This is a genomic window from Ruminococcus bovis (genome assembly GCF_005601135.1).
Classification (GTDB): Bacteria; Bacillota; Clostridia; order Oscillospirales; family Acutalibacteraceae; genus Ruminococcoides; species Ruminococcoides bovis.
The window spans coordinates 114,220-135,959 of record NZ_CP039381.1 but is presented as its reverse complement, the minus strand read 5'-3'; the positions used below and the strand labels follow the sequence as shown (position 1 = coordinate 135,959).

18 protein-coding genes are annotated in these 21,740 nt (G+C 35.5%); 12 read left to right on the top strand and 6 right to left on the bottom strand.

The features are described 5' to 3' along the window. Window positions 1-26: 26 nt before the first annotated feature. From E5Z56_RS00645 to E5Z56_RS00620, 6 genes are all read left to right on the top strand, one after another. The gene (locus E5Z56_RS00645; RefSeq protein ID WP_207668586.1) at window positions 27-1,028 is read left to right on the top strand and encodes an ABC transporter ATP-binding protein; all 1,002 of its coding nucleotides are present in this window, start codon (window positions 27-29) and stop codon (window positions 1,026-1,028) included. Beyond that, window positions 1,028-1,846, top strand: a complete 819-nt coding sequence (locus E5Z56_RS00640) for an ABC transporter permease (protein WP_138156062.1) — start codon at window positions 1,028-1,030, stop codon at window positions 1,844-1,846. The genes E5Z56_RS00645 and E5Z56_RS00640 overlap by 1 nt, the downstream gene beginning before the upstream one ends. 4 nt (window positions 1,847-1,850) lie before the next feature. Then, the gene (locus E5Z56_RS00635) at window positions 1,851-2,642 is read left to right on the top strand and encodes an ABC transporter permease (protein WP_138156061.1); all 792 of its coding nucleotides are present in this window, start codon (window positions 1,851-1,853) and stop codon (window positions 2,640-2,642) included. A gap of 278 nt (window positions 2,643-2,920) precedes the next feature. Beyond that, a complete protein-coding gene (locus E5Z56_RS00630) occupies window positions 2,921-3,238 on the top strand; it encodes a hypothetical protein (RefSeq protein ID WP_138156060.1) in 318 nt (105 codons plus the stop codon). 14 nt (window positions 3,239-3,252) lie between these two features. Then, window positions 3,253-3,780, top strand: a complete 528-nt coding sequence (locus E5Z56_RS00625; RefSeq protein ID WP_175405321.1) for a DDE-type integrase/transposase/recombinase — start codon at window positions 3,253-3,255, stop codon at window positions 3,778-3,780. A gap of 189 nt (window positions 3,781-3,969) precedes the next feature. Continuing rightward, on the top strand, window positions 3,970-4,494 hold the full coding sequence (locus tag E5Z56_RS00620) for a hypothetical protein (protein ID WP_138156058.1): 525 nt from the start codon (window positions 3,970-3,972) through the stop codon (window positions 4,492-4,494). A gap of 126 nt (window positions 4,495-4,620) precedes the next feature. Here E5Z56_RS00620 and ppdK read toward each other — a convergent pair whose 3' ends face one another. Beyond that, on the bottom strand, window positions 4,621-7,251 hold the full coding sequence (ppdK, locus tag E5Z56_RS00615) for a pyruvate, phosphate dikinase (RefSeq protein ID WP_138156057.1): 2,631 nt from the start codon (window positions 7,249-7,251) through the stop codon (window positions 4,621-4,623). A 294-nt stretch (window positions 7,252-7,545) separates the two neighbouring features. Between ppdK and E5Z56_RS00610 the strand changes: the two genes are divergently transcribed. From E5Z56_RS00610 to E5Z56_RS00585, 6 genes are all read left to right on the top strand, one after another. Further along, window positions 7,546-8,292: a sugar phosphate nucleotidyltransferase gene (locus E5Z56_RS00610; protein WP_138156056.1), complete on the top strand. Its 747-nt coding sequence runs from the start codon at window positions 7,546-7,548 to the stop codon at window positions 8,290-8,292. A 67-nt stretch (window positions 8,293-8,359) separates the two neighbouring features. Next, entirely contained in the window at window positions 8,360-9,319 is a 960-nt protein-coding gene (locus E5Z56_RS00605; protein WP_022505985.1) for a ribose-phosphate diphosphokinase, read from the top strand. A gap of 64 nt (window positions 9,320-9,383) precedes the next feature. Further along, complete coding sequence (gene pth, locus E5Z56_RS00600; protein ID WP_138156055.1) at window positions 9,384-9,980, top strand: aminoacyl-tRNA hydrolase; 597 nt, start codon at window positions 9,384-9,386, stop codon at window positions 9,978-9,980. Between the two features lie 22 nt (window positions 9,981-10,002). Beyond that, window positions 10,003-13,449 (top strand): transcription-repair coupling factor, encoded by a 3,447-nt coding sequence (mfd, locus tag E5Z56_RS00595; RefSeq protein ID WP_138156054.1) that lies wholly within the window; start codon window positions 10,003-10,005, stop codon window positions 13,447-13,449. Window positions 13,450-13,604: 155 nt separating this feature from the next. After that, on the top strand, window positions 13,605-14,810 hold the full coding sequence (locus E5Z56_RS00590; protein WP_138156053.1) for a hypothetical protein: 1,206 nt from the start codon (window positions 13,605-13,607) through the stop codon (window positions 14,808-14,810). 41 nt (window positions 14,811-14,851) lie between these two features. After that, window positions 14,852-15,853: a hypothetical protein gene (locus E5Z56_RS00585; RefSeq protein ID WP_138156052.1), complete on the top strand. Its 1,002-nt coding sequence runs from the start codon at window positions 14,852-14,854 to the stop codon at window positions 15,851-15,853. A gap of 99 nt (window positions 15,854-15,952) precedes the next feature. On the opposite strand, the gene E5Z56_RS00580 is transcribed toward E5Z56_RS00585, so the two are convergent. From E5Z56_RS00580 to ilvA, 5 genes are all read right to left on the bottom strand, one after another. Then, a complete protein-coding gene (locus E5Z56_RS00580) occupies window positions 15,953-17,836 on the bottom strand; it encodes a glycoside hydrolase family 31 protein (protein WP_138156051.1) in 1,884 nt (627 codons plus the stop codon). A gap of 82 nt (window positions 17,837-17,918) precedes the next feature. Then, complete coding sequence (locus tag E5Z56_RS00575) at window positions 17,919-18,542, bottom strand: NUDIX domain-containing protein (RefSeq protein WP_138156050.1); 624 nt, start codon at window positions 18,540-18,542, stop codon at window positions 17,919-17,921. 71 nt (window positions 18,543-18,613) lie between these two features. Continuing rightward, window positions 18,614-19,831 (bottom strand): iron-containing alcohol dehydrogenase, encoded by a 1,218-nt coding sequence (locus E5Z56_RS00570; protein ID WP_138156049.1) that lies wholly within the window; start codon window positions 19,829-19,831, stop codon window positions 18,614-18,616. A 276-nt stretch (window positions 19,832-20,107) separates the two neighbouring features. Continuing rightward, window positions 20,108-20,482, bottom strand: a complete 375-nt coding sequence (locus tag E5Z56_RS00565) for a RidA family protein (RefSeq protein WP_022505977.1) — start codon at window positions 20,480-20,482, stop codon at window positions 20,108-20,110. A 24-nt stretch (window positions 20,483-20,506) separates the two neighbouring features. Further along, on the bottom strand, window positions 20,507-21,700 hold the full coding sequence (gene ilvA, locus E5Z56_RS00560; RefSeq protein ID WP_138156048.1) for a threonine ammonia-lyase: 1,194 nt from the start codon (window positions 21,698-21,700) through the stop codon (window positions 20,507-20,509). Window positions 21,701-21,740 lie beyond the last annotated feature (40 nt).

Here is a 21,740-nt window from a genome sequence, read left to right as displayed (position 1 = left end):
CATATTAGATAATAGGAGGGATATTTTTGATACATATTGAAAATCTAAAAAAAGAGTTTAAAAAAACCATAAAAGAGCCTGGTCTAAAAGGCAGTATCAAGTCCCTATTTAACCCAAAGGTAGAAGTTGTCACAGCTGTTAACGATATTTCTTTCCATGTACCAAAGGGTGAAATCCTTGGATTTATCGGACCTAACGGTGCAGGTAAAAGTACAGTTATCAAAATGTTAACCGGTATCTTAACACCAACAAGTGGCAGATGCGAAATCAATGGTCAAGTACCATATGAAAATCGCAAAAAGTATGTAAAAGAAATTGGTGTTGTATTCGGTCAGAGAACCCAGCTATGGTGGGACTTAGCACTTAGAGAAACTTATGCCGTGTTAAAAGAGATTTATCAAGTGCCTGACAAAGAATACAAAGAGAGAATGGCTTTCTTAAATGAAGTTCTTGACCTTGATTCATTTATTACAAGTCCTGTTCGTACACTAAGTCTTGGACAGAGAATGAGAGCTGATATTGCAGCGTCTATGCTACATAACCCAAAAGTTCTTTTTCTTGATGAACCTACCATTGGTCTTGATGTTGTTGTAAAAGATAACATAAGAAAAGCAATTCAAAAGATTAATGCAGAAGAGGGAACAACAGTAATTTTAACTACCCACGATTTATCTGATATTGAACTTCTCTGCAACAGAATTGTTATGATTGACAAGGGTAATCTTGTTTATGACGGACAAATTAATGAACTAAAACATAAGTATGGACAAATGAGAGAACTATGCTTTGAACTAAAGGATAGTTCTCATATGTCTAAGTTAAATTATGCCGAAAAATTTTCCTTATACGGTGATGATTTGTCTATTGAAAATGATGGTGTTCTTGCAAAAATTCGTTTCAATAGTCAAAAGGTATCAGTACAGGATATGCTAAAATATACCTTAGGTAATGTTAATGTTTCTGATATTAATGTTAAGGATGCCGACATTGAGGAGATTATTAGGCGACTTTATAAGGAAGGTGTGTAATGAAACGATTTTTTAGAACATATCTTCCATTCTCAAGAGCAGGACTACAGTCTGCAATGGCATATAGAGCAAACTTTGTTTTCTTCTTAATAGGAGAAATTTTTAAATGCTTTGTAATGTTCTTTCTGTGGAAAGCAGTTTTTGTAAGTTCAGGTAGTGAAACCTTTATGGGTTTTACTATGGAAAATATGATAGTATATGTGTTTATTTCTTTCCTAACAGGATATTTGTCATTTAGTGATGGTGCATTTGCCTTAGGTGAAGAAATAGTTGATGGTTCAGTAAGTATGCGACTGATTAAGCCTTGTTCTTTTGATATGTGCTTTTTGTTCCAAGAACTTGGCAACAAGGTTATCAATTATTCTATTATGTTTGTGCCTATTGTAGTAGGTGTTGAAATTTATAGATATGTTGCTACAGGTGCTGTTTGCTTTAATATAGTGAACTTCTTGCTGTTCTTTGTGTCACTGCAACTTGCATATTTCATCAACTTTTACTTTAATGTAATATATGGTTTCTTAGCATTCTTTCTAAAAAACTTATGGGGTACGGGACTAATCAAAGATGTAATAGTCGGTTTCCTATCAGGTGCTACAATTCCATTGGCATTTATGCCAAATGCACTTAGAATTGTGCTAACATATTTGCCTTTCTCAAGCATTTCATATACTCCTGTAATGCTTTATATGGGAATGTATGATGTAAAGCAGATTGTATCTTCAATGCTTTTACAAGTTGTTTGGCTTATAATTTTTGTATTAATTTCAAAGTTAATATGGAAAAGTGCCACAAAACACCTATGTGTACAAGGAGGCTGATAATATGAGAAGAATTTTTAGACTTCATAAAATATTTATTATTCAGCATCTAAAAAAGCTAATGGAATACAAGGTGGATTTTGTTATCGGTGCAGTAGGTTTCTTGCTTTCTCAAGCAGTTGAAATCTTGTTTATCGGGATTATCTTTAGCCAAATTCCGAATTTAGCAGGTTGGTCATTTAATGAAATACTTTTCATTTATGGTTTCAGCCTAATTCCAAAGTCTATTGACCATCTGTTCTTTGATAATCTATGGACGGTAGGGTATGGTATTGTGAGAAAAGGTGATTTCGATAAATACCTAACACGACCAATCAACAGTTTATTCTATATAACAGTTGAAAAGTTCCAGGTTGATGCTTTTGGTGAAATGCTAATGGGAATTATCTTAATTGTGTATAGCTTAGTTAACATCGGTGCAAGTATAGTGTGGGGAAGAATGATTGTGTTACTTTTATTAGTACCGTTCTGCGTACTTATCTTTACAAGTGTAAAGATTTTAACATCAGCTATATCTTTTTGGACAAAACAAAGTGGTCACATTACTCATATGTTCTATATGACAAGTGACTTTGCAAAGTATCCGGTAACAATCTATAATAACTTTGTCAAGATTATTATTACTTACATTATTCCATTTGCATTTACTGCTTATTATCCGGCAAGTTTCTTCTTGCATGGAGATAATGCTTTGTTCTGTATTTTAGGAACAATTTTAATTTCTACTGCTTTATTCTTAGTTTCAATCTTTGTGTGGAACAAAGGTATTAGTAATTACGAATCAGCAGGTTCATAAATGGTTTTTAGGGAATGGGCAACCATTCCCTTTTTCTTTAGTTGTTTTATATAAATATTTCACACGAAATTTGTGCAAATAAAATAAAGAGAATGTATGTGCTAAAATGATATGACCCAATAAAAAAGAGGAGTAACTTCAAAATATGGTATAATGGAATCGCTCAAAAACATTAACCTAAGAAAGAAGTACTCCTCATGAATATGATAACACAAGAAGCAAAGAAAAGCAAGCCATAGTAAAATACGCACTAAAAAAGGAAAAGCAAAGCAAGTAGAATGTACGGTGTAAGTCTTTCAAGCGTAAAGAGATGGTGTAAACAATATGACGGTACCTGGCAATCGCTATTGCCTAAATCACACAGACCACATAGTCATCCTAACAGGCACACAAAAAGAGAAGAAAGACAAATTAGAAATTCTTTCAAAAAGTGCTATGAAAGATATGGATGGGATGGAGTATACAGTGATTTAAAGAGAAAAGGATATACAAGAAGCTACTCAGGAATGATATATGCAGCTAAAAGAATGGGCTTAGTAAAATATAAAAAGACCAAGAAAAAGAGCCGTAAGCATAGAAGATATCCGAACTGTTAATACCTGGAGAAAAGGTGCAGATAGATGTAAAAGAAGTGCCATATAATTGCTTAAGAGGTAAGGCTTTAAGGGACGGAAAGCATTTTTATCAATGGACTGCAATAGATGAATGTACAAGGATGAGATTTGTATATGGGTTTGAAGAACATACACCTGAAAACTCAACCAAATTCTTGAAAATGTTATTGAAAGAATTTCCGTTTAAAATACAGACTATTCAAACAGATAACGGAATAGAGTTCACATATAAATATCAGAGCAGTGAAGTGAAAAGTCCTTTTGAAATAGAATTAAACAAACTAGGTATAAATCATAAATTAATACCACCACGAACACCTTGGCACAACGGAAAGGTAGAAAGAAGTCATAGAAACGACCAAAGATATTTCTATGAATGGGAAACATTCAGAAATATTGAAGAATTAAACACAAAATTAAAAGGACATTTGGAATGGAGTAATAACAAAACAATGAGAACACTTGATTACAAGAGTCCAATGCAGTTATTGAGTGAAAAGTTAGAATTGAAATCCATTCATTAATTAATATTCATAATCAAAAGTCAGTAAAACAAGCGAAATATTAAATCGTATTTTATTTTTACCCTAAAATGGGTCATATCTATTTACAACACAGAATTTGTGCAAATAAAATAAAGAGAAAATATAGAATTGTTCACAATTTTGTGTTATTATAATAGGAAAGAACATTTATTTAGAAAGGAAAACAAAATGAAATTTATGAAAAAGATTTTGGCACTATCACTTTGTTTAGTTGCCTTTACAACTATGATGTTGTTTGCAGGTTGTAATGATGAGGATAACTCAAGTAGCACTCAAGGTACTTATGTATCTGAGGGTGATACAGTTCAGCAGAATACTGATAATGTAGAGAATGCTACAGTATCTCAGCCACAGGTTGATACTGATAAGTTCCCAACAAATTATGAAACTATTGAGCAGAAAGTTTACTTTGTTATTGCCTCTCCAAAGACAACTAAGGACGGCAAAACAACAGGTAGTGATGCACTTAAGATTATGTCAACTGCTAACGGTAAAGTTACTGACCAGCTAAATGCTAAGCTAAAGAAAGAAATCACAACTGCAGTTAACAATCAGGTTGATTCAGTAAAATGTACAGATGCTCATATTGAGGAAGACCCTAATAACTCAAAGATGGGACTTTTAACAGTTACTTTTACTTATAAGTCAACAGGTGGGGAAGATAAGAAAATCTTCAGTATGTCACTTAACTAAAATTAAATAATAATTAAGGACTATTGCTTCTTGCAATAGTCCTTTTTTGTACCCAAAAAAATGTGCATAATAAAAATGGAGGTTGCCCTTACGGACAACCCCCTAAAATACTTTTACAAGTAGTGATTAGTTCTTTTCGGCAATAGCAGCCTGAGCAGCAGCAAGTCTTGCGATTGGAACTCTGAATGGTGAGCAAGATACATAATCTAGACCAATCTTATGACAGAACTCAACAGATGTTGGGTCACCACCATGTTCACCACAGATACCGCAGTGCATATCTGGTCTAACTTTTTTACCTAGTTCAACAGCCATTTCCATTAGTTTGCCAACACCGGTCTGGTCTAGCTTAGCAAATGGATCGTTTTCATAAATCTTGTTGTCATAGTAAGAATCTAGGAACTTACCTGCATCGTCTCTTGAGAAACCAAATGTCATCTGTGTTAGGTCGTTAGTACCGAAGCAGAAGAATTCAGCTTCCTTAGCGATTTCGTCAGCTGTTAGAGCAGCTCTTGGGATTTCGATCATTGTACCAACTTCGTATTTTAGATCTGCACCTGCAGCAGCAATTTCAGCGTCAGCTGTTTCAACAACAACTTTCTTTACGAACTTAAGTTCCTTAACATCACCAACTAGTGGGATCATAATTTCAGGAACTAAGTTCCAATCAGGATGAGCCTTAGATACGTTTAGAGCAGCTCTGATAACTGCCTTTGTCTGCATCTTAGCAATTTCAGGATATGTAACTGCTAGACGACAACCACGGTGACCCATCATTGGGTTGAATTCGTGTAGGCTGTTGATAATAGCCTTAATCTGATCAACTGTCTTACCCTGAGCCTTAGCTAGAGCTTCGATGTCAGCTTCTTCAGTTGGTACGAATTCGTGTAGAGGAGGATCTAGGAAACGAATAGTAACTGGGTTACCTTCTAGAGCTTCATATAGAGCTTCAAAGTCGCCCTGCTGATATGGCATAATCTTATCTAGAGCCTTTTCTCTTTCTTCAACTGTATCTGCACAGATCATTTCTCTGAATGCAGCAATTCTTGATTCTTCGAAGAACATGTGTTCTGTACGGCATAGACCAATACCTTCAGCACCTAGTTCCTTAGCTCTCTTAGCATCTTCTGGTGTATCAGCATTTGTTCTAACCTTTAGAGTTCTGTACTTGTCAGCCCAAGTCATAATTCTACCAAATTCACCGGCGATTGAAGCAGGAACTGTTGGGATGATACCATCATAAATGTTACCTGTTGAACCGTCAATTGAAATTGGATCGCCTTCGTGGAATTCCTTACCTGCTAGTGTGAATACCTTGTTGTCTTCATCCATGTTGATGTCTGAACAACCGGATACACAGCAAGTACCCATACCACGAGCAACAACAGCAGCGTGAGATGTCATACCACCACGAACTGTTAGGATACCTTCAGCAGCCTTCATACCTGTGATGTCTTCAGGAGATGTTTCTAGTCTAACTAGAACAACCTTTTCGCCTTTTTCTGCCCAAGCAGTAGCGTCATCAGCTGTGAATACGATCTTACCACAAGCAGCACCTGGAGAAGCGCCAAGACCCTTACCCATTGGTGTAGCAGCCTTTAGAGCTGTAGCATCAAACTGTGGGTGAAGTAGTGTGTCTAGGTTACGAGGGTCGATCATTGCAACAGCTTCTTCTTCTGTTCTCATGCCTTCGTCAACTAGGTCACAAGCAATCTTTAGAGCAGCCTGAGCTGTTCTCTTACCGTTTCTTGTCTGTAGCATATATAGCTTACCGTGTTCAACAGTAAATTCCATATCCTGCATATCTCTGTAGTGATCTTCTAGAGTCTTACAAACTGTCTTGAACTGTGCGAATGCTTCTGGGAACTTCTGTTCCATTTCAGAAATGTGCATTGGTGTACGAACACCTGCAACAACGTCTTCGCCCTGTGCGTTTGTTAGGAATTCACCGAATAGACCCTTAGCACCTGTTGATGGGTCTCTTGTAAATGCAACACCTGTACCACAATCGTCACCCATGTTACCGAATGCCATTGCCTGTACGTTAACTGCAGTACCCCATGAATAAGGAATATCGTTATCTCTTCTATAAACGTTAGCTCTAGGGTTATCCCATGAACGGAATACAGCTTCAATAGCGCCCATTAGCTGTTCCTTAGGATCAGTAGGGAAGTCAACGCCAATCTGCTTCTTGTATTCAGCCTTGAACTGTTCTGCTAGTTCCTGTAGATCTTCAGCAGTTAGTTCAACGTCCTGAGTAACACCCTTCTTATCTTTCATTTCGTCGATAAGAACTTCAAAGTACTTCTTACCAACTTCCATAACTACGTCAGAATACATCTGAATGAATCTTCTGTAGCAGTCCCATGCCCAACGAGGGTTGTTTGACTTTTCAGCCATAACAGCAACAACATCTTCGTTTAGACCTAGGTTAAGGATTGTATCCATCATACCTGGCATAGAAGCTCTAGCACCTGAACGAACAGAAACTAGTAGTGGGTTTTCCTTATCACCAAACTTCTTACCTGTGATTTCTTCCATCTTGATGATGTATTCCATGATTTCAGCCTGGATTTCATCATTGATCTTTCTGCCATCTTCATAGTACTTTGTACAAGCTTCTGTTGTAATTGTGAAGCCCTGTGGTACTGGTAGGCCTAGACCTGTCATTTCAGCTAGGTTAGCACCCTTACCGCCTAGAAGATTACGCATGTCCTTGTTACCTTCTTTAAAAAGGTACACATACTTGTGACTCATAGTTTGAATCCTCCTGTAAAAGTATAAAATTAACCACTAAGTAATTCACCTGCAGTTTTATTGCAGACTTTCTTAGTCTAGGAATAATTATAACAAAAAAATAAAAAAATAGCCACATTTTTGGAAAAATATTTCTTATAAAAAGTGGAGATTTTTTGTAATATATATTGTGTAATATGTTAAAAATTTAAGAATTTTTTCAGTTTTTTTGGATTTGTACTTGAAAATTTGAGGAATTGTGGGATAATAGTAGTGTCTTATTATGTGTATAGCATAGAAAGAGAGAGTAATATTATGAGTAACTGTGCAATTATTTTGGCAGGTGGCGAAGGTAAAAGAATGAAAAGTAACCTTCCTAAACCAATGTCAGAAGTTTTGGGAAAGCCAATGTTAAGATGGGTTATCGACTCAGTAAAGTCAGCCGGTGTTGATGACATATGTGTAGTAAAAGGCTACAAGAAGGAATGTATTGATGAATTTGTAAGTACGCTTCCTTTTGAAGTAGAAACTGTTTATCAGGCTGAGCGTCTTGGTACAGGTCATGCAGTTATGATGGCTAAGGACTTTTTGGAAAAGCACAGTGGCAATGTTGTTATTCTTAATGGTGATGCTCCTTTTATGGATGCAAAGACTATTTCCGATGCACTTGCTCTTCATACAGAGAAGGGTAGTGTTGCAACAGTAATTTCAGCTAAAGTTTCTGACCCTACAGGTTACGGCAGAATTGTCAGAGATGAAAATGACAATTTCCTAAAGATTGTTGAGCAGAAAGATTGTAATGAAGAAGAAAAGAAAATTAATGAAATCAACTCAGGTGGTTTCTGGTTTAACTGCGAAAAGTTACTTTCAGTTTTAGGTGAAATTAAAAGTGATAACAATGCTAAGGAATATTACCTTCCTGATGCACTAAAACTTCTATTAGATAAGAATGAAGTTGTTTCAGCATTTGTTTCCGACAATCCGGATACTGTTTTAGGTGCTAATGACCCTGAACAGTTAAAGGAACTTAACGAAATCGCTAAGAGCAAAGGTTATAAATAAGGTATTAAATTTACTTGTTAAATTTTATATATAAACTAAAAACAAACATAGGTAAGGGGATTAAAAAATGAATTTCAATGGTAAAGACATTAAGATTTTCTCCGGCTCATCTAACAAAGATGTAGCACAGGGAATCGCAGGTTGTCTTGGACTTCCACTTGGAAAAAGCAATTGCTGTACATTCTCTGATGGTGAAATTGCAGTTTCACTTAACGAGTCTGTAAGAGGTTCTGATTGCTTTATTGTACAGTCAACATGTACACCTGTAAATGATAATCTTATGGAAATGCTAATTATGATTGATGCTATGAAGAGAGCTTCTGCCGGTAGAATTACTGCAGTTATGCCTTACTTCGGTTATGCTCGTCAGGACAGAAAAGCAAAGGCTAGAGATCCAATCTCAGCTAAACTTTGTGCAGATATTATTACTGCTGCCGGTGCTGACAGAATCCTAACAATGGATCTTCATGCAAATCAGATTCAGGGCTTCTTCAACATTCCTGTTGACCACCTAATCGGTGCTCCAATCCTTGCAGCACATATGAGAGAAAAGATGGGTACAAACGCAGATGATTATGTTGTTGTTTCCCCAGACCTTGGTTCAGTTACAAGAGCAAGAAACTTTGCAGCTAAAATCGGTTGTGGTCTTGCTATTATTGATAAGAGACGCCAGAAAGCTAATGTTTCTGAAGTTATGAACATTATTGGTGATGCTAAGGGTAAGAGAGTTATCCTAGTTGATGATATGATTGATACAGCCGGTACACTATGTAACGCTGCTGAAGCTATCATCGAAAAGGGTGGTGCTGTTGATGTTACTGCTTGTGCTACACACGCAGTTCTATCAGGTCCTGCTATTGACAGAATTAAGAAGAGTCCTATTAAGGAAGTTGTTCTTCTTGATACAGTGCCTATCCCAGAAGACAAGATGCTTGATAAGTTCACTATTCTTCCTGTTGCTCCTGTATTTGCAGAAGCTATTGAAAGAATTTATTCTGACAAGCCGGTTTCTCCAATTAACTCATAATTGATAATTATTTTAACTTTTTAAGGGGTACGCTTTAGTGCCCCTTTATTTTTTAGGTGATAAAATGTTTGGTAAAAAGAAATTTAGTTCTTCTATTGAATATATGGTTGTTGGTCTTGGTAATCCGGACAAAAAGTACGAGAATACCCGTCACAACACAGGTTTTATTTGTCTTGACAAAATCGCAGAAAAGTTTTCTTGTGATGTAAACCGTATTAAGTATAAGTCACTTGTAGGTGAATGTACTATTGACGGTAAAAAAGTTTTATTGATGAAACCACAGACATATATGAACAATAGTGGTCAAGCTGTTGTAGAGGCTATGAATTTCTACAAAATCCCCCCTGAGAATGTGATATTAATATTTGATGATATATCCCTTGATGTTGGAAAGATGAGAATACGCCGAAAAGGTAGCCATGGTGGACAAAATGGTGTGAAGAACATTATTTATCTAAGTGGTAAAGATACTTTTCCTCGCATAAAGGTAGGTATAGGAAAGAAACCTCATCCTGACTATGATTTGGCTGCATGGGTTCTTTCAAAATTTACAGGTGATGAAATTAAACTTATTGATAAGATGGCCGATAATTGTTGTGAGGCTATTAAGTATATTATTGACGGTAATGTTGATAAGGCAATGAATTTGTTTAATTCCTAACCTAATAATATGCAGGTGAATAATGGAATTTTTATTTGATTGTGTTGCACAGTTAAAGAATTTTCAAAAACTAAATTCTTATGCAAAGTTAAAAGGTGCAGTTGCAGTAACTGCACTTAATTCAGGTTTTAAATCAAATATCATAGGAACGCTCTGTCATTATAACGATGCCAGAGCTTTTTGTGTTGCCGGTGATGAAAAGGAAGCACAAGTTATTTGTAATGACCTATGTATGATGGGCTTCAAGGCTTGTGTTTATCCTCAAAGGGACTTTAATTTTAGAGAAGTTAGTGGTATTTCCAGGGAATACGAACACCAAAGATTAAAGGTGCTTACAAAACTTTTAACAGGTGAATGTGATATTGTGGTAGGTACGATTGATGCATTACTTCAATATACTATTCCACCGGAAGTATTGAAAAAAGCTACACTTCACCTAAAGCAAGGTCAGCAAATCTCTACAGAACAATGTGTAGAGGCTCTTAATTTGCTTGGTTACGAAAGAACTGATATGGTTGAGGGTACAGGTCAATTTGCACTGAGAGGTGGTATTCTTGATTTATTTGTACCGGATAGTGAAAACCCTGTTCGTGTAGAGTTTTGGGGTGATGAAATTGACTCTATCAACCATTTCGATATTCTTACTCAAAGAAGATTTGACAAGGTAGATAGTATTTTACTTTCCCCATCAAATGAAATTCTTGTGGAAAACAAAGCAGAACTTTCTGAAAAAATAGTTAAGAAAGCTAATTTATTAAGAAGTGAAAAAACCGAAAAAGCAAAGGAAACTCTCTATAGAGAGGCTGAAAACATTGCTAATGGTGTAAACCTAACTATCCTTGATAAGTACATTTCTTTAATATACAAGAAACCTGCTACTGTCCTTGATTATGTTGATGAAGAAGATTTTATCTTTATAAGTGAACACACCAATATTTCCGATAGAGTAAAGTCTATGGAATTTCAGTATAAAGAGGATATGAAAGAATACTTTGAAGATGGTATTCTTTGCAGAGGTCTTGATAAGTTCTCAATGGACTATAAGGAATTCCTGGAAATTGTAAACACCAGACATACAATTTTTATGGATAACTTTACAAGTGGTCATTTTGATTTACCTTTAAGTGATATTGTTTCATTTAATGTAAAGCAAGTAGCACCTTGGAATGGTTCATTAACTGTACTTTGTGAAGATTTAAGTGAATTCTTTAAGGAAAGAACTACTGTTGCAATTCTTGCAGGTACGGAAAAGTCCGGTAGAAATCTTACAGAAGAATTAAAAGAAAAAGGTTTTAAAGCACAGTTTGTAACAGATTTGAAGAAAGCAGAACAAGGCAATATTTATGTTATGGAAGGTGCTTTGTCAACAGGTTTTGAATTATTACAAACAGACTTCCACCTAATAACATATGGTCAGTCAGTACAAAAGCCTAAGAGAAAAGTACAGAGAAAAAAGCAAGGTCAAGAAATTTATTCTTTATCAGAATTAAACAATGGTGACTATGTAGTACATTCAACCCATGGTATAGGTATATTTAGTGGTATTCATAACCTAGAAGTACAAGGTGTAAAGAAAGACTATATCAAAATCACTTATGCAAAAGGTGATGTACTTTATGTACCGGTAACTCAGCTTGATTTGGTAGCAAAATACATTGGACCTAGAGATAATGAACATGTAAAGTTATCTAAACTAGGTGGCAGTGAATGGCAGAAAGCAAAGACCAGAGTTCGTTCAGCAGTAAAGGATATGGCTAAGGAACTTTCTAAGCTATATACAGAGCGAATGAAAGCAAAAGGTTATGCTTTTTCACCTGACGGTGAGTGGCAAAGAGACTTTGAAGCTAAGTTTATGTATGATGAAACACCTGACCAATTGCGATGTACTGATGAAATCAAAGGTGATATGGAGCGACTTGCTCCAATGGATAGATTACTTTGTGGTGATGTTGGTTTTGGTAAAACCGAAGTTGCATTAAGAGCAGCCTTTAAGTGTGTATGTGACAGTAAACAATGTGCAATTCTTTGTCCAACAACAATTCTTGCATGGCAACATTATCAGACTATTATTAATAGATTTGACGGTTATCCAATTAGAATTGAGCTTCTAAGTAGATTTAGAACTGCAAAACAACAGAAAGAAATTGTTGAAAAGCTAAAGCGTGGTGAAGTTGATATTGTAGTTGGTACTCATAGACTGGTACAAAAGGATGTTACTTTCCACGACTTAGGACTTGCAATTATTGATGAAGAGCAGAGATTTGGTGTTGCTCATAAAGAGAGATTTAAGGAAATCTGTAAAAATGTTGATGTTCTTACTTTGTCAGCTACACCTATTCCACGAACACTTAATATGGCTATGAGTGGTATTCGTGATATGTCTGTATTGGAGGAAGCTCCAACCAACAGACAACCGGTACAAACCTATGTGTTGGAACATGAACCTGCAATTCTCCACGAAGCAATTAGAAGAGAACTAAGGCGTGGGGGACAGGTTTTCTATCTTCATAACAATACAGAAAGTATCAACGCAAAGGCAGTTGCAATTTCAGAGGCTATTCCTGAAGCAAAAATTGCAGTTGCTCATGGTAAAATGTCTGAACATGAATTGTCTGACATTTGGGCAAGAATGTTGAACCAAGAAATCAATGTGCTTGTATGTACCACAATTATTGAAACAGGTATTGACTTACCAAATGCGAATACCTTAATAATTGAAAATGCTGATAATATGGGACTTTCTCAACTTCATCAGTTAAGAGGTAGAGTAGGTAGAAGTAGCCGTAGAGCCTATGCTTACTTTACATTTAACCCTCACAAGGTGCTTTCTGATATTAGCCAAAGAAGACTTAATGCAATTAGAGAGTTTACTGAGTTTGGCAGTGGTTACAAGATAGCAATGCGTGACCTTGAACTTAGAGGTGCAGGTAATATCCTAAGTGGTCAACAACATGGTCATATGGAGGATGTTGGTTATGATATGTATCTAAAACTACTTAATGAAGCAGTTAAGGAAGAAAAGGGAGAGATTAAACCAACCGATACAAATGAATGTACTGTTGATATTCAGATGGATGCCCATATTCCTGAAAGCTATATTGAAAGTCTATCTCTAAGACTTGATGCTTATAAACGAATAGCAGATATAAAAACTCCCGATGACTATGATGATGTAGTTGATGAACTTTGTGACAGATATGGTGATATGCCACAATCGGTAATAGGTCTTTGTGATATTGCATTAACAAGAAACAAAGCAAAAGAATGTGGTATCTATGATATTAAGCAAAGTGAAAACAATATTATATTGAAAGTAAACGATTTGAAAAATCCGGAACTTTATAAATTAATAGGCAATGCTAACGGCAAAGCTATATTAACACCATCAGAAAACCCATATATTACACTTAAAGTTGACAAGAATAAAAACGGTCTTAGTGCTTTAACAGAATTATTCTGGGAGAAATAATAGACAAATTCCTACAGAAAAGTACAAAAATAAAGAAAAAATCGTTGATTTTATGAATTTTTAGTGTTTTTTATGGACTTTTTGATTGAATTATTGTATAATACATCTTATGTTATATTATTATGTTATATTATCCTAAAGGCAGGTATAATCAAATGAATTTTAAGAATATTAAAAAAGTAATGGCTGGTACAGTTGCAGGTGCAATTATGGTATCAGCAGCAGCTTGTACTCCAATCAGTACAAAGGCTCAGTGGTCTTACAAAGAAGGCAAAAATGAAAAGGCAATCGGTGTTTATATTTTTGCTCTTTACAATGCTTATAACCAGGCTAAGACTTATGCTGAAAAAGCAGATGGTTACAAGAAAGACGAAAGTTTCCTTGATTTAAAGATTAAGGATGATGACGGCAAGGAAGCAGTAGCTTCTGATTGGATTAAGGATAAGGCTGATTTAACTCTTAGAGAAGCTCTTTATCTTGACAGTAAGCTTGATAGCCTAAAGGCTACAGTTGATGAAGCATCTTATGCTGAACAGGCTGAAAAGGACTGGACACTGGGCTATATGGCTGAGTATTACTCACAGATGGGTTACTCAACAACACCGGAACAGGATATTCTAGAACCTTACGGCATTTCTAAGGAAAGCTATCAGGAACTACAGTACAATATGTCCGGTAAACAACAGAAGTTATTTGATTTAATGTATGGTAAGGGTGGTTCAGAAGAAGTTTCTGACACAGACCTACAGAAGTTCTTTGATGACAACTACACATACTACACATACTTTACAGTACCTCTATCAGAAACAACAACTGATACTTCAGGTCAGCAGACATCAAAGGCTTATGATTCTAAGAAGCAGAAGCAGTTAACATCTGATGCAGAATCTTATGCTAAGGCTATTAACAACGGTTCAACAATGGAAGATCAGTGTACAAAGTATCTAAAGGCTACAAAGAGTTCTTCAAAGGCAAGTGATACAGTTCAAAAGGGTTGTGAACTACTTGATAAGGACAACCTAAGTTCTTCTTCAATTGGTGAAGATGTAGCTAAGAAGCTTGTTGATATGAAGGTTAACGAAGCTAAGGCTGTTACAATCGGTAAGGATGATTCCAAGACTATTTATGTTATCCAGAAGCTAAACACTAAGGATGGCGAAAAAGAATATCTAACTAAGGATGATTCTACTAAGAAGAATGTTCTTCAGAAAATGAAGAATGATGATTATAACAAATTCCTACAGAAAGAAGCTAAGGCACTTAAGTGTGAAGTTAACGACTCTGTAGTTAATAAGTATGACCCGGATATGTTCTGGGAAAAGCCAGAAGAAACAAGCACAACAACAACTTCTTCTAAGTAAGATTTGTTAAACAATTTTCTAACAGTACGGAGCTACTTTTTATGATTAATAGATTAAAGAAATTTATCTGTATATGTGGAGTTTGCGTGTTGTCAATTACAACTCTTTCATTTGCAACAGTAGCAAATGCTGAGGAATATGTTGACAATAGCCAAGAAGCAGTCTATACAACTGCACCGGCAGTTGTAAATACAGAACCTGTTTATACTCAGTCACAAGAACCGGCTAATAATAATGTTGATGCATATACATATGCTCAGGATTATACTCAAGCACCGGTAGTTGATAATTACAGTAACGATACTAACACAAATGATGATGTTAATACTGCTAGTTACAATTTCTATGATGATAACGGTGAAGTGTCAGATGGCAGTGGTGATACAAATACCGATACTAATACTGACACAGATACCAACAATGATAATAATACAAATGATAATGCCGGAGAAACAACAACTCCAACATACAAAAATGTTAAAGACATTGATGATACTGAGTTAAAAGATAGCGACTGGGATAAAATCTCAAAAGAATTATCTAAAAGTAAATCAAAAGGTAATAGCTCAAGCCCATTTGACTATATTAAAAATAGTGAAAAGGCTACAGGTTGGGATGCTTTCATTAATAATCTAAATTGGGCTTCAACTCTTGCATTAGTTTCATTTGCATTAGCTTTAATCTGTATCATAATTTTCGTAATCTTTACAATTAAGAAAATAAGAAACAAGAGAAAAGGTTTACCAAATGTAAAAGTTAAATCTAATAAATCTGATGTAAGTGGTTCTCATGCAATTATTGAAGATGATGAAGAAGATAACTTTGACGAAATTTCTTCCGATACAAATGCAGAACCTGAAGAAACACAGAATATTTCTTCTCATGCAAAATCAGCTCATGGTGGTGCTGAGGACTACGGTGATGATTATGATGAAGAAGATTTTAAAGATGTTCATTATGTAAAACCTGCTGATAAGCCAAAGAAGAAAAAGCTAAAGCAGGATACATCAGAAATCATTATCCCAAATAAATATAAGAGATAAAATTAAGGCACTGTTTTCAGTGCCTTTTTTGTAATAATTTTGTGCATAAAAATAAGCTGAGTTTGATTTTACAAACTCAGCTTTTGTTATTAATAGTAATTAACCTTCTAGATATTCTACAATTGTTGTGTCTAGGTTGTCAACATTTTTACCTGTGTTGCATAGTGGGATTTTCTTGCCTTTTCGTACAAATAGAGGTACTTCATTTAGTGCAACATTTACAAAGTGTACACCTTTTTCAAGTTTCTCTTTATGTACAACTTTGTTGCCTGAAAGCTTGTAGAATGTCATTTCTTCCGGTAGATATACTGTTCTGCCTGATTTATTCTGTTGGTAAACAGGTGCAATCATAGCTTCATTACCAAGAAGAACTTGGTCATCAGTTTCCTTAGATAGTGCATCCTTATATTCAAATGCAAGTGGCTTGAACATCATTTCGTTGTTTTCAGCACACTTTTTAGCTAGGTCATATAGGTAAGGAATAAGTCTGTATCTAACTTCAATAACATCCTTAAATTCTTTGTTGTTGCTAAATGCATATGCTTCCTGATTTCTTGTACCAATAGCAGAGTGGTTTCTAAATAGTGGAGTAAATACAGATAACTGCATCCATCTGATTACAAGCTCTCTACTTGCATTACCGTTAAAACCACCACAGTCAGCACCTGTATAAATATAACCACACATATTTAGTGATGGTAACATTCTTAGGTTAAGTAGGATATGACTCCACCAAGATGTGTTGTCACCTGTCCAAATACCACCGTATCTATGTGAGCCAATGCATGATGCTCTGGAGAATAGGAGAGTGTCCTTTGGTAAACATTCACCAACACCTCTTGTCATCATATAACCATATAGGTTGTGAACATCATAGTGGCTGTATTTGCCATCTAGGTGGTGCATATTCTTGTAGTCATCAATGCTATTAGATAGCTTAGAGAACTGATCTCTGTATTCAAAGAAGTCCCAACAATCTAGGTCCTCACCGTTATACTGCTTAACAAAGTCAACTGCTTTCTTAAAGCCTTCCATTGAGAAGAATAGGGCAGGTTCATTCATATCAATCCAGAAACCCTCAATACCCTTGTCAGTTAGTGTGTGGAATTTGTCACCAAACCACTTTCTAGTGTCAGCTTTTAGATAGTCAGGGAAACAACAAATGCCCGGCCATACTGCTGCCTTAAAGTCATCACCGTTTCTATCCTTACAGAAGTAGTTGTTCTTTACACCTTCTTCATAAACATCAAAGCCATCTTCACATCTAACACCTGCATCAATAATAGGAATTAGTCTAATGCCTTTTTTCTTTAGTTCTGCAACATAGCTTTCAAAGTTAGGGAATGCTTTATCATCAATTGTAAAGTCCTTGTAGTGGTCCATATAGTCAATGTCAAGAATAACAGAATCAAGTGGAATATCAGCCTTTTCATAACCATCTACAACTGCATCAACCTGTTCTTTGTTAGCATAGCTCCATCTGCTTTGTTGATAACCAAAAGCCCACATTGGAGGCATATAACTTTGACCGATTAGTTCTCTAAAGTTTTTAACAACTTCAAGTTCGTTTTCACCGTTAATTACATAAAAGTCAGCATCTTTGCCTTCCAGCGAAATTGTAATTTCATCTTCAACAGTAAAGCCCATATCGTAGTGAACAGTACCCGGAAAATCAATAAAGTAACCAACTGTTGTTTCACCACTGATTATAAAGAAATTGTGTGCACCGTATAGTGCTTCCTTTTCTTCTGTGTGACATGGGTCATCTGAACAGAATGAACGATACTTTCTGCCTCTTTTGTTGATACCACCCATTTGTTCACCAAGACCATAAATGGCATCACTATCCTTTAGTGACATAGAGATAAACAGGTTATCTTCTTTTAAAGAAATATAGTCAGGGCTTTCCTTCTCAATTGGCAAATCAATTACAGTTGAGTCTGTACAGAATGGTTCACCAAATCTGTATTTTTTAATATTCATATAAAATCTCCTAATTCTTTCTAATTATCATAAAGATTATAACATAAAGATTTCATTTTTCAAGGTATTTAAACAAAAAATATTAACAAATTATGAACCCTATTTTTGTAAGTGCTTTACAAATTATTTCACCATGGTCAAATGCCAGTCCATCATTGCTAATAATTTTAAAGTCAGAATTATTTTTTGTAACACCTTTAGTTATATTTTTCTCAAGTTCTATGTTAATAATTTCGTTTTCATCCTTGTTGCTTAAAACTAATTTAACTTTATTATCACTATCATTAATCTCAATATCAAACCACTTTGCATCTTTTGCATCATCACCGGCAATAGGCTTAATCTTATCTTTCTCAACAATAGCAAGGAATGAATCTGTCATTGTCCAACTTCTAGGGTCACGGTTTGGGGAAGAGAACACACCAATTTCTTCGATAGGTATATCTTTAATAGAAGTTTCCTCATAAAGTTCCCGTTTTGCAGTATCAAAGATTGTTTCATCACTTTCAGCAAATCCACCGGGTAATGCCCAATGGTCAAGAAATGGATGACCACCTCTTTTTATCAGTAATACTTCAACATTATTTTCTTTTATAGAAAATAAAATAATATCAGCAGTTACAGATGGCTTAGGGTAGTCCTTTGCTTTATAATTTTGTAAAAATTCTTCAAGTGTAAATCCTTTATCATCAACAGTTCTTTTCATAACAATTACCTTCCTTTCAAGAAAAAAGGCTATTACTATTGTAATAGCCTTTTATAGTATGTGTTATAAAATTAGAAATCTACTTCTGTATCATAATAACAGCACTTGAGAAGTTTTTCCATTTCTTCCTGAGTAGGAATACGAGGATTAGAACCTGTACAAGCATCAGCAATAGCATTCTTTGCAATTTCAGGTAGTCTTTCTAGGAATACATCTTCAGGTACAAAGCCCTGTTCTGTTGGATATGAGTCAGGACCATAGTTCTTAATGCAATGAGGAATGTTTAGTTCATCATTCATACCTCTTAGATGGTCAATAAGTAGAGAAATCTTTTCGTCAAGTGAGTCACCACCAAGGTGCATAAAGTCAGCAATCTGACCGTATCTTTCAGCAGCAGTTTCATTCTTTGCATTAAATGCAATAACCTTTGGTAGATACATAGCATTAGCTGCACCATGAATAATATGTGCACCATAGTCAGCAAAAGCAGCACCTGTCTTATGTGCCATTGAGTGAACAATACCTAGTAGAGCATTGGAGAATGCCATACCTGCAAGACACTGAGCATTGTGCATATTGTCTCTCTTTTCCATATCCCCATTGTAAGAACCGATTAGGTCGCTCTGAATCATCTTAATTGCGTGTAGAGCAAGAGGGTCTGTGTAGTCACAGTTAGCAGTAGAAACATATGCTTCAATAGCATGTGTCATAGCGTCCATACCTGTATGAGCAACTAACTTCTTAGGCATTGTTTCTGCTAGGTCAGGGTCAACAATAGCTACATCAGGTGTAATTTCAAAGTCAGCAATAGGATACTTAATACCCTTTGAGTAGTCTGTAATAATTGAGAATGCTGTAACTTCTGTAGCAGTACCTGATGTTGAAGAAATAGCACAGAAATGTGCTTTCTTTCTTAGGCTAGGAATACCGAATACCTTGCACATATCTTCAAATGAAATGTCAGGATATTCATACTTAATCCACATTGCCTTTGCAGCATCAATTGGTGAGCCACCACCCATTGCAACAATCCAGTCAGGTTCAAAGTCAAGCATAACCTGAGCACCCTTCATAACAGTTTCAACTGATGGGTCAGGTTCGATACCTTCAAATAGCTTAACTTCCATACCTGCTTCTTCTAGGTAAGAAACTGCCTTGTCTAAGAAACCAAAGCGTTTCATACTACCGCCACCTACGCATACGATAGCTTTCTTACCTTTAAAATCTTTTAGTGCTTCAAGAGCTCCTTTGCCGTGATAAAGATCTCTTGGAAGAGTAAATCTTGCCATTTTAATTACCTCCATTTATATTAAATATAATTTCTTGCTTTGTCATAATTGATATTCTTAACAATTATTTATTAACATTATAGAACCTTTTGTTTAAAATATCAAGACCTATATACAAATTTTATAAAATTTTTTCTTACACTTTACAATTCTATGTAATAAATATCAATTATATGATAATGCTATATCTTTAATTAAATAAGGTATAATCTATATTTAACAAAAGAAAAACTGCCTACCGTTACGGTAGACAGCTATGTGAATAGAGATTAATTATTATAGTTCAGCAATAACTTCAACTTCAACCAAAACATCCTTAGGTAGCTGTTTTGCAGCAACACAAGAACGAGCAGGTTTTTCAGTAAAGTATTCACCGTAAATACCGTTGAAAGCACCGAAGTCTTCCATATTCTTTAGGAAACATACAGTCTTAACAACCTTGTCTAGGGAAGTACCTGCTTCTTCAAGAACAGCCTTTAGGTTCTTACAAACTTGATGAGTCTGTTCTTCAATAGTAGTAGCTTCTACATTACCACTAGAAGGATTAATAGCAATCTGACCGGAAGTAAATACTAGGTTGCCTGTCTTTACTGCTTGAGAATATGGACCAATAGCATCCGGTGCATTTTTTGTGTAAACTTTTTCACTCATTTTGATTACTCCTTTATATGTAAATTATACTAGCTTAAAGCCATTATCTTTTAATGATTTTTCAATCATAGCAATATGGTCGAAGTTCTTTGTTTCAAGAACAAGTCTTAGGTAACAACCGTTAATGTCAGCAATTTCACTGGCTCTTTCGTGATGAACAGAAATAACATTACCACCACAATCAGCGATAATCTTACTTACCATTTCTAGCTGACCCGGTTTATCCATAAGTTCAATACATAGGGAAGCACTTCTGCCTGTGTTCATAAGACCTCTCTTAATAACTCTTGATAGGATAGTAACATCAATATTACCACCTGAAACAACACAAACAACTTTCTTACCCTTAACAGGTAGCTTGTTGAACATTACTGCAGCAACAGAAACTGCACCTGCTCCTTCAGCAATCATCTTTTGTTGTTCGATAAGTGCAAGAATAGCAGAAGAAATTTCATCTTCGGTTACTGTAACAATTTCATCAACATATTCTGAAACTAACTTAAATGTATTTTCACCCGGTTCCATAACCTTGATACCGTCAGCAATTGTGTTAACAGAATCAAGCTTAATGATTTTACCTTCCTTAATTGAGTTGTACATTGATGGTGCACCGGCAGCCTGAACACCATAAACCTTAATCTTTGGATTTAACTTCTTAGCAGCAAATGCAACACCACTAATCAGTCCACCACCACCGATTGGTACAACAATAGCGTCAACATCGGACATTTCTTCCATAATTTCAAGACCAATAGTACCTTGACCGGCAATAACATTAATATCATCAAATGGATGAACAAATGTATAACCACATTTATCTCTTAGTTCAATAGCCTTTGCATAAGCGTCATCATATACGCCCTTAACCATACAAACTTCTGCACCATAGTTCTTAGTAGCCTCTACCTTAGAGATAGGAGCACCATCAGGTAGGCAGATTAAAGACTTAATACCATACTTAGTAGCTGCAAGTGCAACACCCTGTGCATGGTTACCGGCAGAACAAGCAATAACACCATGTGCCTTTTCTTCATCACTTAGCTGAGAAATCATATAACCTGAACCTCTTAGCTTAAATGAACCTGTAAGCTGTAAACATTCAGGCTTTAGATAAACTTCACATTCAGGGTTGATTTTTGTAGCTTCAACAAGCTTTGTTTCTCTAACAACATTCTTCAATACATGAGAAGCGTGATAGATTTTGTCTAATGTCAACATTTTAATAACCTCTATTCCATAAAAATAAAAAAGCCTTCGT